12 protein-coding genes are annotated in these 14,287 nt (G+C 43.3%); 8 read left to right on the plus strand and 4 right to left on the minus strand.

The features are described 5' to 3' along the window. Positions 1-66 precede the first annotated feature (66 nt). From JMX13_RS07920 to lptM, 4 genes are all read right to left on the minus strand, one after another. A complete protein-coding gene (locus JMX13_RS07920; RefSeq protein WP_201611934.1) occupies positions 67-1,107 on the minus strand; it encodes a tyrosine recombinase XerC in 1,041 nt (346 codons plus the stop codon). A gap of 58 nt (positions 1,108-1,165) precedes the next feature. Next, entirely contained in the window at positions 1,166-2,053 is an 888-nt protein-coding gene (gene dapF, locus JMX13_RS07925; protein WP_201611936.1) for a diaminopimelate epimerase, read from the minus strand. A 259-nt stretch (positions 2,054-2,312) separates the two neighbouring features. Next, positions 2,313-3,647 (minus strand): diaminopimelate decarboxylase, encoded by a 1,335-nt coding sequence (lysA, locus tag JMX13_RS07930; RefSeq protein WP_201611938.1) that lies wholly within the window; start codon positions 3,645-3,647, stop codon positions 2,313-2,315. 116 nt (positions 3,648-3,763) lie between these two features. Then, positions 3,764-4,102 carry an LPS translocon maturation chaperone LptM gene (gene lptM, locus JMX13_RS07935; RefSeq protein ID WP_201611940.1) on the minus strand — a complete coding sequence of 113 codons (339 nt, stop codon included), beginning with the start codon at positions 4,100-4,102 and terminating at the stop codon, positions 3,764-3,766. 716 nt (positions 4,103-4,818) lie between these two features. On the opposite strand from lptM, the gene JMX13_RS07940 reads away from it, so the two are divergent. From JMX13_RS07940 to JMX13_RS07975, 8 genes are all read left to right on the plus strand, one after another. Further along, positions 4,819-6,051: an acetate/propionate family kinase gene (locus JMX13_RS07940; RefSeq protein ID WP_201611942.1), complete on the plus strand. Its 1,233-nt coding sequence runs from the start codon at positions 4,819-4,821 to the stop codon at positions 6,049-6,051. Positions 6,052-6,231: 180 nt separating this feature from the next. Next, positions 6,232-8,388 (plus strand): phosphate acetyltransferase, encoded by a 2,157-nt coding sequence (pta, locus tag JMX13_RS07945; RefSeq protein WP_201611944.1) that lies wholly within the window; start codon positions 6,232-6,234, stop codon positions 8,386-8,388. Positions 8,389-8,585: 197 nt separating this feature from the next. Then, complete coding sequence (gene nadD / locus JMX13_RS07950; RefSeq protein WP_201611946.1) at positions 8,586-9,479, plus strand: nicotinate (nicotinamide) nucleotide adenylyltransferase; 894 nt, start codon at positions 8,586-8,588, stop codon at positions 9,477-9,479. 141 nt (positions 9,480-9,620) lie between these two features. After that, the gene (gene rsfS / locus JMX13_RS07955) at positions 9,621-10,034 is read left to right on the plus strand and encodes a ribosome silencing factor (protein ID WP_201611955.1); all 414 of its coding nucleotides are present in this window, start codon (positions 9,621-9,623) and stop codon (positions 10,032-10,034) included. A gap of 254 nt (positions 10,035-10,288) precedes the next feature. Continuing rightward, a complete protein-coding gene (locus JMX13_RS07960; protein ID WP_413786310.1) occupies positions 10,289-11,056 on the plus strand; it encodes an MOSC domain-containing protein in 768 nt (255 codons plus the stop codon). A 93-nt stretch (positions 11,057-11,149) separates the two neighbouring features. Next, on the plus strand, positions 11,150-12,034 hold the full coding sequence (locus JMX13_RS07965; protein WP_201611959.1) for an N-acetylmuramoyl-L-alanine amidase: 885 nt from the start codon (positions 11,150-11,152) through the stop codon (positions 12,032-12,034). Between the two features lie 29 nt (positions 12,035-12,063). Beyond that, entirely contained in the window at positions 12,064-12,264 is a 201-nt protein-coding gene (locus JMX13_RS07970) for a hypothetical protein (RefSeq protein WP_201611962.1), read from the plus strand. Positions 12,265-12,313: 49 nt separating this feature from the next. Beyond that, a complete protein-coding gene (locus JMX13_RS07975) occupies positions 12,314-14,239 on the plus strand; it encodes a histidine kinase (protein ID WP_201611964.1) in 1,926 nt (641 codons plus the stop codon). Positions 14,240-14,287 lie beyond the last annotated feature (48 nt).

Here is a 14,287-nt window from a genome sequence, read left to right on the forward strand (position 1 = left end):
AATGATTAAAAATAAAACTGGCACTAGAGCTGTAGCTTAAGTAACGGCAACTTAAGTAACTGCAATTTAATTAACGTCGCTGTCGCTGTTATTTTGCGCATGAGTGGCGCGCGGATGGGCTCGGTCATAAACTTGGGTCAATTTAGCAAAATCAACATGGGTATAAATTTGCGTGGTGCTGATATCACTGTGTCCAAGCATTTCTTGGACGGCTCGTAAGTCGCCACTGCCTGACAGCATATGTGAGGCAAAGCAATGACGCAATAGATGTGGATACATATTTTGTGCGATACCTGCACGCGTGGCCGCAATTTTAAGACGCTGCTGCACCGCCCGTGTTGATAAGCGTGTGCCTAATTTTTCACTGATAAATAAGGCGCTATCCATCTGCTCTACCCACAGATTTCGGTGCGGTAGATAACGCTTAATCGCCTCGGCGGCTTTGATACCTAAGGGTACCAAGCGCGTTTTATTGCCTTTACCTGTCACGCGCACACGCAAATCAGTCAAGTCAATATCTACCATATCAAGCGCAACTAGCTCCCCGACACGCAGACCACTGCTATAAAGCAATTCAAACATCGCTTTATCACGTAACCATAAGCGCGCCTGCTCGGGCGTATCAGGTATCTCTTGGTCGAGCAGCTGAGTAAGCAAATCTACATCGGCAATAGACGGCAGCGGTCTAGGGTTGCGTTTAAGCTGATAGCCCGTGGTTGGGTTTATACGTGCTAAATCCTCTTCTATCAGCCAGCCGTAAAAATGACGGATAGCTGATAGCTCTTGCTGAACGCTGGCAAGCGCTAACTTATCTTCATCGAGGCGTTGGCTAATATGTTGGGCCAATTGGCGCTTATCACAGCGCGTCCATGTCAGACGTTTGCCACGTAGAAATAGCGCCAACTGGTTTAAGCCCGCAAAATAAGCCACTAGCGTATGTTCGGAATGGTTACGCACCGACAGCGTATTTAGCCAACGATGTACCGGCGCTAACAATTCTCGTAGTGCGGCATCCGACTCTATAGCAGCAGCGTGCTCAACTGATAGCCATGATTTTGACTTATAATCCGAGTTAGGCTCTGTCATCTGAGGGTTTTTACTGAACATAGCATTTACCTAACGGCTGATATTCACCGTTTATCGTTTTCCATTAAGCTATTATCTATTAGCCTTCTGGATTAGGTTTGATCCCCGCTTGTGCCATTAGACCATCTGGGCTAAAGACGCCTTCATAGACAAATGCGGTTGGACCGGTCATCATCACAGAATAACCTGGCTGCCATTTAATCACCATACTACCGCCATAAAGCTGCGCGCGTACGTCTTCGCCTTCGTCGAGCCAACCTTCACGAATACCAACTGCCACGGCCGCACAAGCACCTGTACCACAAGCTTGGGTCTCACCGACACCGCGCTCATAGACACGCAGGCGAATATGACGCTGATTCATTACCTGCATAAAGCCAACATTGACGCGCTCCGGAAAGGCAGGATGTGATTCGATGGCTTTGCCCAGTTTTTCGACGTCGGCATCGAGTACGCTATCCACTTTGATAACCGCATGCGGATTACCCATATTGGCAACATACAGCTGCACTGGCGTACCATTAACGTCTAAATGATAGGCGTTTTGAATCTTGGTCGTCGCTTTTGGGGTAAAGGGAATCTCGCTTGGCTCGAATTTTGGCTTACCCATATCGACTTCGACCCAGCCATAGCGATCTGTCGTCAGCGAAATAATCCCGCTTGCCGTCTCAACACGCAAACGCTGCTTAAACGATAGCTTACGCGCTTGCACAAAACGGGCGAAACAGCGCGCGCCATTACCGCATTGCTCAACTTCCATACCATCGGTGTTAAAAATGCGATAACTAAAATCAACATCAGGACGCATCGGTGGCTCAACAACGAGCAATTGATCAAAGCCAATACCTAAATGACGATCGCCCAACAATTGCACCAAATCTTTGGTCAACTCTAGGCGCTGAGTCACCAAATCGATGACCATAAAATCATTACCCAGCCCATGCATTTTTGTAAATTCTATTAGCATATCCTTGTTATCCTATCCTATTTTTATGTATGCCTTATATTAGCACGCTGTCAGATACAATCATAATTATCACCGCTATCAAACGCTAAGTTAACGTTATGCTAAATAAGCCTTATACCGTCAAATTATGTCTCTCACTAGGCTTTTAATTAAAGCAGGCAATAAAAAACCCATTGTCGTTATAACAATGGGTCATTTTTAAACATCGAATTTTAATAGTAAAACTTTAGTTATTAAACATCGCAGCGTTATTAATAGGCTATTTATCCTGCCACAACATTTCATCAGCATATAACGCTTCAAGCGTTTCGCGTTTACGAATCAGTTGATGATGATCATCGGCTACCATCACCTCGCTGGCACGACCGCGCGAATTGTAGTTGCTACTCATGGTAAAGCCGTACGCGCCTGCACCCGTTATAGCCAAGATATCGCCAGTGGCAAGCGCTAATAAGCGGTCTTTTGCTAAAAAGTCACCGGTTTCACAAATCGCGCCAACGATATCCCACGGCTGCATACCATCGGTATCAATGCCGTTGTTAGGCAGGACACTTGGAATCACCGCCATTTCAGCTTGATATAAAGCCGGACGAATCAAGTCGTTCATTGCCGCATCGACGATAGCAAAGTTCTTATGCGCGGTTGGCTTAAGCACATCAACCTTAGTTAATAGCACACCAGCATTGGCCACGATACTACGACCGGGCTCAAAGAATACCGTTAAACCAAGCTCACTAAGTTTTGGTAATAACGCTTGCGCAAATTCATCGATAGATACCGGCGTCTCATCGATATAACGCACGCCTAGACCGCCGCCCAAATCGATATGACGCAGCTCAATGCCTTTATTACGCAGACTATGTATAAGCTCAATGACTTTATCTAAAGCTGCGACAAATGGCGCAACTTCCGTCAATTGCGAGCCGATATGACAATCAATACCGACAATATCGATATGCGATAATTGCGCCGCTTGCTCATAGACAGCGACGGCATTTTCATGGTCAATACCAAACTTATTGTCTTTTAGACCGGTTGAGATATACGGATGGGTCTTGGCATCGACATTGGGATTGACCCGTAATGAGATTGGCGCAGGTTTATCTAACTTCGTTGCCACCTCATTGATTAAGGTCAGCTCGCTAATTGATTCGACGTTAAAGCAGCCAATACCTTGCGTCAGTGCATATTCGATATCGCTATAGGTTTTGCCAACGCCCGAAAATACGACCCGCGAGGCTTCACCGCCTGCCGCCAATACGCGCATCAACTCACCGCGTGAGACGATATCAAATCCTGCCCCTGCTTGCGCCAAAATACCAAGCACCGCTAAATTGGAGTTGGCTTTTACCGCATAACAAATCTGGTGCTTTAGACTGGCAAAGCTTGTCGTATAAGCTTGATAAACGTCTAAAATCGCTTGCTTTGAGTAGACATAGCACGGCGTGCCATAGTGTTTGACCACCTCAGCAATATTGACTTGCTCCATATATAACGCGCCGTTTCGATAATCTAGCGCGGGCAAATGGGTGGTTAAGGCTTCAGGATGCACATACAATCCTTGCTCAGTTTTGGTAGTGACTGACTGACTCATATAAGTATCTCTAATTTAATCAATGTATTAATGCATAGAGGTATTAATGCATAAAGGTAAATAGCAGCTCGGATACGCTAACAATAGTTAGTCTCTTAATAGTTAATAAGCAACCATTAATAGTCGTTAGGATCGGTGCTCGGCTCAGGTAGCTGAAAACTATCTGCATTTTGCTCATCATTTTGATTTTCATCAATTTTAGCAAAAGCAGCATCTTGCGGATGACTGCTGCTATCAAGTGCAGGCGCATTACCTTTTACCGTTTGGCTACTGGAGTCTGTTAGATATAAATCGCCTTTTTGCCCGCAGCCGGTTAATACTGCTGAGCCTAGCACAAGAGTAGTTAAAATGAGCTTACAAATAGCAGGACGACTGGCGCTAATACTTGAAACATTTCTTGAAAAAGCGCTTAAGTCAGCGCTTTTAATAGTAGGAGTACGGCGTATAGTAAACATAGAATGACTAACCTTTAATCTTGCAATAATTTGACTTGCAACGGCTTAGATAGAATCGAAATAAAAATAACTACCAGCGCAAAAAGCAAGGCTGCAATAGGGAAAATAGGACAATTTTTTAATCATAGCATTATTCGCTAAAGCTGTGCGCCTACGACCTTTGTTTGACCTATAAATTTATTAAAATAAATGCCTAAAACTATCAATAAAAGAGCTTTATAGATAACTCATAGAGAAGTGATAAAGCTCTATCAAATAAAATCAGACAAATTTACTTACAATTTTTATAAAGGTTATATCTGTCTCATTATGACTGATAAACACTGACGGTCTTCGGTGTACACTTGTATTAAGCGCGCATAAGATGGGAGATTAAAACCTTAGAGTTATCGTGGTATAAGCATAAAAATATGGTACATTATACTTAACACTTGTGGCTGTGACGAGGTGCTAGTCTGCGCCTTATTAACCTTTAAAAACCCTAAAAGTTAGCGTTTCCCATAATTTGCAATAACAGATTTCTGAAAACAGATAGCTATAAACCTTTACGTACTTTAAGTCAGTCTCAGCCCAAGAACAATAAAAATCAGCGATGTCATGGTTTGTGTATGTCAGCTGTTTGGCATACGCCAGCAAGGACATGGCTGGTTTTTTTATACAACCGGTGATAATCGATGGTGAATCACCACTTACAAAATAAAATCTAAGGATAGAGTATGAGCGCCAGCCTAACCACAACTTTTGATGACAAAAGCACCGGAACATCAAACCTAACCAACCCCACTTTAGTCCTCAACTGCGGTTCCTCTTCTATCAAATACGCCTTGATTAGTGAAGACAATGCTACGCGTATCACGGGTCTGGCCGAAAACTTAGGACTCGATACCGCTCGTATCAAGCACACCACATTAAACGGCGAAAAGCTAGAAATCACCATTGCTGGTGGTCGTCACGAGCTTGCCTTAAAGAAAATCCTTGAGTTACTTGAACAGTATCACTTTATCGCTGTCGGTCATCGCGTCGTTCATGGCGGCCGTGAATATTCAGAGGCGGTGCGTGTTGATGATCATGTGCTGCAAGAAGTGAAGCGTTTAAAAGTGCTTGCGCCACTACATAACCCTGCCAATGCGCTAGGTATCGAAGCGGTACAAGCTATTTATCCTGAGATTCCACAAGTGGTGGTATTTGATACCGCGTTCCACCAAACTATGCCGCCCGTTGCCTTCCGTTATCCGCTGCCAAAAGCCCTTTATGCAGAACACAAAATTCGTCGTTATGGCTTCCATGGCACCTCGCATGCTTATGTCTCAGAACGCGCCAGCGAAATTACCAGCGCAAAAGGACCACATGGTTGGTTAACGGCGCATTTAGGCAATGGCTGCTCAGCGACCGCTGTTTACGAAGGTAAAAGCCTTGATACTAGCATGGGTTTGACCCCGCTCGAGGGGCTAATGATGGGTACACGCAGCGGTGATGTTGACCCAAGCTTGCACATTCACCTTAAACGCCAACTCGGTATGAGCTTAGAAGAAATTGACAAAATGCTCAATAACGAAAGCGGTCTGCTTGGTATCTCGGGTTTATCGAATGACTTACGTACTATTGAGCAAGCAGCTGATGAAGGTCATCAAGACGCTAAACTTGCGATTGAGATGTTCTGTTATCGCGTGGCCAAATACCTTGCTAGCTTAAGCTGTGCCCTCCCTAATTTTACCGGTATCGTCTTTACCGGTGGTATCGGCGAAAACTCAGTGACCACGCGTACACGTATTTTAGAGATGATGCCGCATTTTGGCATCAAAGTAGATGCCGATAAAAACGCCAGCTTGGTCGGTGGTAACGAAGGCAGTTTCCAAGCCGACGATAGCAGTATTGAGCTATGGGTAATACCGACCGATGAAGAATACCGTATCGCCCAAGAAACGCGTGAAGCACTGGGTATAGAATAAGTCTATTATTAATATCTAAGGATTATTAGCAACGCGTCAAGACTAGTGGCAATGCTTAAAGGCTAGTAGCAACGCGTAAAAATTAATAGCAATGCAATGCGTATCAGAGGCTCTCAGAACATTTTTATAGATAAAAGAATGAGAACCTCGTTAAAAATATAATAAACAGTAGGATACATTATGCAAACTTTTTTACTTGTGCCTATCAGCCGCGGTATCGGTGTGACGTCAGCGGCGTTAGGTTTGATTCGTGCTTTTGATTATAACGGTATCAAAGCGGGCTTTATGAAGCCGTTTTTGCAAGACGACACGCTAGATAAACAAAACAGTCTAGACAGCTCAAGCGCCCTAGCTATGCATGCTTTTGGTCTTAATCCGCCCAAGTCTATCAGCCGTCAACGCGTTGAGCGTATGCTTGGTGATGACAATCTTGATGACTTGATGGAAGAAGTGGTCGTCAATTATCATACCCTTGGTGATGACTATGATGTGGTCATTTGCGAAGGCTTAGTATCGACGACCGAGACTTCTTATGCGTCGCAAATCAACCGCGCGATTGCCAATGCGCTAGACGCCAAAATTATCTTTGTCAGCACCGCAGATAGCAGCAAACCTGCATATTTAGCCGACAAGCTTGACGTCCATGCCCGTGAATTTGGTGGTATGGCCAGTGATCGTACGCTCGGCTGTATTTTGATGCGTATGCATGATTTGCCAAATGTTCAAACTACTATTGAAAATCAAATGGTCGCCCCGGGTGAAGCCGTCGTTCATTTAGACCAAGGTTTTATACAAGAAGTGCAGCGCCTATCACCGCATTTTAATACTGAGCAGTTCCGCTTAATCGGCGTGGTACCATTTAGCGATTCACTTTCGGTACCGCGTACGTGGGATATCGCCGCTGAGCTTGATGCTACATGGTTAAATGTTGGCGAAGCAAAATCACGCCGTATCAACCGTATCAGTCTGACGGCGCGCTCGATTGCGCGGGTCGATGAAGTCTTTAAACGTGGCACACTTATCGTCGTACCGGGCGACCGCGATGATTTATTATTGGCAGCGGGACTTGCCTGCATTAACGGCATCCCATTAGCAGGACTGGTGTTAACCGGCGGCGTAGTACCAAGCCCAACGGTGGCTGAGCTTTGGCAGTCGGCCCTGAAAACTGGCATTCCGGTCATGAGTGTCGAGAGTGACAGTTATGAGACCGTACAAAGTCTTGTCCATATGAGCGCTGAGATTCCAAGCGATGATACCGAGCGCGCCGAAGAAGTGGCGAGTTATGTTGCCGCGTATTTAGACCTTAACTGGATTAAAGAATATTTCAGTCAAGAATATGAGACGCGTTTATCACCTTCTGCATTCCGTCATCAGGTGGTCAAAAAAGCACAAAGTGCCAAAAAACGTATCGTCTTACCAGAAGGCTCTGAACCACGTACGGTCGAAGCTGCTTGTATTTGTCAAAGTCGCGGTATCGCTAACTGTGTATTGCTAGCGAAACGCAGCGACGTCGAACAAGTCGCTAAAAACCGTGATTTGGTTTTGCCAGAAGGGCTTGAGATTATCGATCCTGACACCCTTGATATGGCTAAGTATATCGCTGCTGTGGTGGAGCGCCGTAAAGGTAAAACCAATGCCGAAGTGGCTGCTGAATACCTAAAAGACACGGTTTATTTGGGTACGACCATGCTAGAGATGAATGAAGTTGACGGTCTCGTTTCTGGGGCGATACATACCACGGCGAATACCGTACGCCCAGCCTTTCAGTTGATTAAAACTGCACCGCAGTACTCGCTTGTATCGTCAGTATTCTTTATGCTGTTGCCTGAGCAAGTGGTGGTCTATGGTGACTGCGCCATCAACCCAAATCCAAATGCTGAAGAGCTCGCTGAAATCGCTATTCAATCGGCACAGTCTGCCGCTGCCTTTGGTATCAATCCAAAAGTGGCGATGATTAGCTACTCAACTGGCTCATCAGGTACGGGCGCTGATGTCGAAAAAGTCATCCGTGCCACTGAAATCGTCCGCCAGCGTGCGCCGCATCTTGCTGTTGATGGACCACTGCAATATGATGCCGCTTCGGTCATGAGCGTCGGTAAACAAAAAGCGCCTGACTCACTGGTTGCAGGACAAGCCAATGTCTTTATCTTCCCTGACCTCAATACGGGTAATACCACATATAAAGCGGTACAACGTAGCGCCAATGTGGTCAGTGTTGGACCGATGCTGCAAGGCTTAAATAAACCCGTTAATGACTTATCGCGCGGAGCTTTGGTCGATGACATTATTTATACCATCGCTCTAACTGCCATCCAAGCCGATAGCGATGCAATTTAACTACGTTAAAATTTATAAGTAATCATTCTATATTTAACCGACTATCAAAATGATGGTCGGTTTTTTATTGGCGCTTAACCGCTATAGTTAGGCATAATAAAATCGATAAGCGCGATAAATGAATAATCGCATGTTATAGTCCATTTAAAATAAATTAACCATAACCGCCTTTTTATCAGCTTTTTATTCACTAATTTATGCCAAATACTATTAATAAGCACCCTACAACGACTACCCCAGCCATTCGTGCCTATTTGGGCGGCTCCTTTGATCCTGTGCATAACGGTCATTTACAACTGGCGATGTATGTTTATCAGCATTTATTACCGATAGCGGCGCAGCAAAAGCGCGAGTTACAGGTGTCATTATTGCCCAATGCGCGCTCACCCTTCAAAGAAGACAGCACCAATCCTGAACATCGATTGGCGATGTTAAAGCTGGCAACGCAAGAGACACCACTACAAATTAACGAGCTTGAGCTATGGCAAGCGCCGCCCGTCTATACCATCGATAGCGTACAGACATTACGCGACTGCTATCCAAATGACAGTTTGATATTTATCATGGGGATGGATAGCGCGCGCAGTTTGGACAAATGGAACGACGGTTTACGCCTCACAGATTATGTCAATTTATGGGTGTTTAATCGTGAAGAAACTTCTGAATTTAATCAAAATCTCCCTGCAACCAACTCTCCTACCCAGTTAAAATCTCAACTTCCTGCACCGCTACAATCTTTAATCACGGCTTCAGCTACAGAACTTATTATAGCGCCTAGCGAACATTTAACAGACAGTCCTATCTTGAAAAACCTTAACCAAGGTCGCATCTATATAGACCCGCGCCCTGTGGCAGCGATATCGAGCACGCAAATACGTCAGCAACTGCAACGACAACTTTATCAACAACGACCGCAAACGCCTCAATCTCTAAATATAAACCAAGCTGCTGAAACGCAAATCGCATCTTTACAATCAATAAATGATATCATAGGCGATACTGCACCCAATTCATTCGCTAAATGGCTAAATCCTGCTGTTTATCAATATATTATTGCCCATCAGCTATATTCTGCTGCTCAATTCCGTTAAAATCATCATATTATTGTCATTTTGTATGCCTTGCCTAGATACGTCACTGCTCATATTGGGTCAGCTCGGCCATACAACTTTATGCAAATTGACGATTTACCATTTTATTTTTAATATTTACGATTCAAGAGATTACATTTTATGACCAACACCATGACTGACGAACGCTTAAAAGAATGCTTAGCGGTAGTCGAAAGCGCGCTAGACGATATGAAAGCGAAAAATATCACCGTAATGAATGTAGAAAGCTTAACTGACGTGATGGAGCGTATCGTCATCGCTGACGGTACTTCTAAGCGCCATGTGCGCGCGATGGCAGACAGTGTCGGCGCTGAAGTTAAGCAAGCGGGTTTTATGCCACTTGGTCGCGAAGGCGGTATCGACTCTGACTGGACCTTGATTGATTTGGGTGCAGTTGTCGTGCATATGATGACCCCACAAGCCCGCGAGTTTTATGACTTAGAAGGTCTATGGTCATCACCTGAGCAATTGGCTGAGCTGGTCGCTGTGCCACGTGAAAAGAAAACCGCTGGTCGCCGCAACAAAAACAAATAAGATTATCCATTGCGATACTTTTTTAATACTGAAAAACGCACAAGTAAAAAGACCAGATAGCTATTCTGGTCTTTTTTTGTTTAAAATTTACTGTGCTAATAAAATTCAAAATACTGCTAAATTTTAAACGGCTGAATTCGTACATTTGGACAGATGATTAGGCTAAGATAATACTCATCATCAATACCAGCAACGACATAGCCACTCGCCTAAAAAATCGCTATCGATTAGGAAAATCCATGAGCTTAGAATCGATGAACATAGAAACGATAACGTCTTCTAGCCAAAAAAATAGCGCTGATCTCAATCAACCCTTACCGCTACATATCGCCAATCTAGTCTGCGTCCGTGCTGGTAAAGCCATGCCATTCGCCCGTGAAGAGATGAGCGCGATTGATAAAGCGCCTATCAAAGCGCCTGTCGCGGTCAATTTTATGGGTCTCACCACCGACGAGCAAGCCGACCGACGTCATCATGGCGGCCCACTAAAAGCCGTACATCAACTAGCCACGGCAACTTACGATAAGATTAACGCTGAGTTTGGTTTAAAGGTACGCGTTGGCATACTAGGTGAAAACTTAACGACTGAAGCGGTAAATGGTCTGCCCGCAATGGATGAGTCGACGGTGTGTATTGGTGATGTTTTTCAATATGGTGGGAAGTATGGCAATAATGATAATAACGAGAGCGTACAACTTCGCATCGTACAACCGCGCCGTCCATGCTACAAAATCAATGACCAAATCGGGCAATTTAGTAAAGTGCCCAATATCGCCTCTTGGGTGACTAAACAAGGTATCGCTGGCTGGTATTTTCAGGTCGTACGTGATGGCATGATTAACGCTGATTTACCGGTTTATTTAATTGAACGTCCCTATCCTTTTGCGACACTTGAAAAATTGTGGCAGCTATCGAACTCAAAGGAGAAATTTGATGCCGAGGTGATTGAACCTTGGCTCGCGATTGAGTGTTTAGAAGACAGCTGGAAAACGGTTTTGGCGAAGAAAATGCGCAAGGATTAAAAAGCTTTAAAAATATCTCAATCTTATCTCTCTACTATCAATATAAAATAAAGGTAAGCATCATCGCCTACCCTTATTCATACAGAGCATTTCATGGCAAAAAATATCTTTTTAGCATTAGCATGTGTCTTAACGCTGCCCTTAATTGGCTGCGCGACCACTAATAACACCCAAATAGCGAATACTGAACCCTTCGTTATTGATAGCCAGACTTACCAAGCCACTGGTAAAAGCGAGCGTATTAAAACCATTATTTTGCATTATACGGTGAGCAATAATGCCAGATCTATCAACACATTGACTACAGGTCAAGTGAGCGCTCACTATCTGATTTTAGACTATAACGATGACAAGATTTATAACTTAGTGCCCGAGGGCGAACGCGCTTGGCATGCTGGCGCGGGCGGTTTTGCCGGTAGAACGATACTCAACGATACCTCTATCGGCATCGAGATCGTAAATGCAGGCATTAAGCCTGAATATCGAGATGCCTTAAAAAACGGCGCGCTCGACTATCATCCTTATGAGCACTATGTCGAATTTGATGAATTGCAGATTGAAAAAGTGGCGCAGCTGGTGCAAGATTTGGCAAAAAGATATAATATCCCAGCAAAGAATATCATCGGTCATGCGGATATGGCACCGTCGCGTAAAATCGATCCCGGGGCGAAATTCCCTTGGGAGCGACTGCATTTCGATTACGGGATTGGCGCTTGGTATGATGAATTTGATAAGCAATTCTTTATGAATCACGACGCGTTTGCAGCGGCAACGATACCCGAGATTAAGCAAGCGTTTCGCGATTACGGTTATCAAATCAATAACAGCGATGAATGGGATAAAGCCAGTCGCAATGTCGTGTATGCCTTTCAATTGCATTTCAGACCGCAGCAGCCAACGGGCGAGCTGGATTTAGAAACTTATGCTATTTTAAAGGCACTCAATAAGAAGTATGCTGGTCGTGATGACTTTTATTAATGGATAAAAAATATTAGGAGACATAAGCCATGAGCAACTCACAATACAACGAGCAAAATGAGAAAAATGAGCAAGACGAGCTTCAGAAATATCTAGAAGAAAAAGCGAGGCAGGAGCAAGAAAAAGAGCAGGAAGCCGAGCCGCTTTCTGAATATGACGCTTGTGTGCTAAAAGAAAGCGCGAAGATTCATGAGTTGATTGCTGAGGCTAAGAAAGAAGGTAAAAAGTAAGTCTGTACAATAAAAAATCCCAAATATGAAATAATAAAAAGGACTTACCATGAGCGCAGGCTTAATCAAACATTTAAAAAAGAAAACCGCAGAAGACAGCAATACTAAAATATTAATGTCGCAATGGGAATTTGATGAAAAGCTCGTCGGTAAGTCGCTTGAAAATGTGGGTAGTTATTACCCACACTTTAGTAGTCATAATGAATCGCACTCTCAACAAATACTTGTCAATATCGAGCGTCTACTAGGTAGCAATATTGACAAGCTGACAGCAACAGACACATGGTTAATCTTGGAAGCAGCGTACTGGCATGATATCGGTATGTTGTTCAATGCAGATGAAGTCCAAAAAGTCTTTGAGGAAGATGACTTCAAAGAATACGTCGAAAGCCTAGCTAATGACAATACGCAAGACTTACATGAATTTGCAAAAGTGTGGCATGAAGATGGTTGGAATAAAGCACTGGTTAATCATTCAGACCCACATACAGGCGTTGAAAAATATCGTCAAATGATTGCAGAATGGTATCGCCGTGGTCATGCTAAAAATTCAAATTCCGTAGTTTTAGATCCATTTGAGAAACTTGGTATCAGCTCTCCTCGCACCGAACTTCTCCCGAAACGTATATATCGTTATCTTGGTCAAATATGCTGGGCGCATGGACTTGGTTTTGATGATTATGTGATGAAAACATTACCCTTCCGTCAAACAGGCATGGGTACAGAAAATTGCCATCCTCGTTTTGTCGCTTGTCTACTACGTTTAGGTGATTTATTTGATATTGATGACAATCGTTTTTGTCCTGTTATGGCAAGGCAAGTTGGTAATATGCCCTCATTTAGTGAAACGCATAAACATAAGCATCAAGCGATTCGTGAGTTTCAGCTAGATAATGAGACTGTCAGCATAACGGCTATTTGTAGTACTGAGATGGCATATATTGAATGTCGCAATTGGTTTGATTGGATCAAAGAAGAGATTCAAAATCAAATGTCACAATGGAAAAATATCGTTCCTCATCGTGATTTTGGATTACTTCCAACTATTAATAAACTTGATGTCGAGATGACTGATAAAAAGATTTTACTTAACGATAAACCGATGAAATTCTCACTGGATGAAAAGAAGGTTATCGAGTTATTACAAGGCAACAACTTGTATCATGGTATGGGTGACGTAATTAGAGAGCTTCTACAAAATGCGTTAGACGCTACGTTTATTAGAGTATGGAACGATACCAAACAGAATCCTAGCAAACGAACGGCACTTGAGAATGGGAATCCATATCATGCTGATGTTATTGCAATACTTAAAGACTATCCCATTCATTTAAACATTGATTTAATAAAAACTACACACGAATTCGAAAATATATGGAAGTTAAGTATTATTGATAAAGGTACTGGAATAAGCTTAGAAGATTTAAACCATATGCAATATATGGGAGGTTCGAGCAAAAATATACGCAAGCTTAAGAATATTAGAGAAATGCCTTTATGGATGCAACCGTCTGGTACGTTTGGTATTGGGCTTCATAGTGCATTTTTACTGCATAAAAAGCTACCTCATGAATATCAAACACTAAAATTCGTCACTAAAAGTATTATTACTCACGATGCATTGGAAGTTAAACTGAACTCTCCTTTAGGTAGGGATGATGGTTATTGCTTCATTGAAAAAATAGAGGATAACTTTTCTAGTCAATATGGAACAACTACGGAAACTTACTTTTTAACTAACACCCTTCTATCATCAATTATTGGTATGGATGATAAAAGGTTGGAATGCCCATCTCAGGAACTCGGACTATCATATATTATTAATGATTTATTTATTCGAGAATACCCTAAGATTTACTTAGATGAGAAAATAAAAAACCGCATAGATAACGACCCTTTATATAATTCATCAATTACCCTATGGTTAGATGCAAAAATATCTTGGCTGAACCGCCCCGAGTATATCGGAGAGTGATTTACTTGAGTCAGGCAGCAATGCCTGACATGATTAAACTATCATAGT

The organism is Psychrobacter immobilis (genome assembly GCF_904846285.1).
In the GTDB taxonomy this organism is placed as follows: Bacteria; Pseudomonadota; Gammaproteobacteria; order Pseudomonadales; family Moraxellaceae; genus Psychrobacter; species Psychrobacter immobilis_D.

Bases quoted from the DNA above. Each gene is read 5' to 3' on its own strand.
- JMX13_RS07920 (WP_201611934.1), bottom strand. From the start codon at position 1,107: ATGTTCAGTAAAAACCCTCAGATGACAGAGCCTAACTCGGATTATAAG.
- dapF (WP_201611936.1), bottom strand. From the start codon at position 2,053: ATGCTAATAGAATTTACAAAAATGCATGGGCTGGGTAATGATTTTATG.
- lysA (WP_201611938.1), bottom strand. From the start codon at position 3,647: ATGAGTCAGTCAGTCACTACCAAAACTGAGCAAGGATTGTATGTGCAT.
- lptM (WP_201611940.1), bottom strand. From the start codon at position 4,102: ATGTTTACTATACGCCGTACTCCTACTATTAAAAGCGCTGACTTAAGC.
- JMX13_RS07940 (WP_201611942.1), top strand. From the start codon at position 4,819: ATGAGCGCCAGCCTAACCACAACTTTTGATGACAAAAGCACCGGAACA.
- pta (WP_201611944.1), top strand. From the start codon at position 6,232: ATGCAAACTTTTTTACTTGTGCCTATCAGCCGCGGTATCGGTGTGACG.
- nadD (WP_201611946.1), top strand. From the start codon at position 8,586: ATGCCAAATACTATTAATAAGCACCCTACAACGACTACCCCAGCCATT.
- rsfS (WP_201611955.1), top strand. From the start codon at position 9,621: ATGACCAACACCATGACTGACGAACGCTTAAAAGAATGCTTAGCGGTA.
- JMX13_RS07960 (WP_413786310.1), top strand. From the start codon at position 10,289: ATGAACATAGAAACGATAACGTCTTCTAGCCAAAAAAATAGCGCTGAT.
- JMX13_RS07965 (WP_201611959.1), top strand. From the start codon at position 11,150: ATGGCAAAAAATATCTTTTTAGCATTAGCATGTGTCTTAACGCTGCCC.
- JMX13_RS07970 (WP_201611962.1), top strand. From the start codon at position 12,064: ATGAGCAACTCACAATACAACGAGCAAAATGAGAAAAATGAGCAAGAC.
- JMX13_RS07975 (WP_201611964.1), top strand. From the start codon at position 12,314: ATGAGCGCAGGCTTAATCAAACATTTAAAAAAGAAAACCGCAGAAGAC.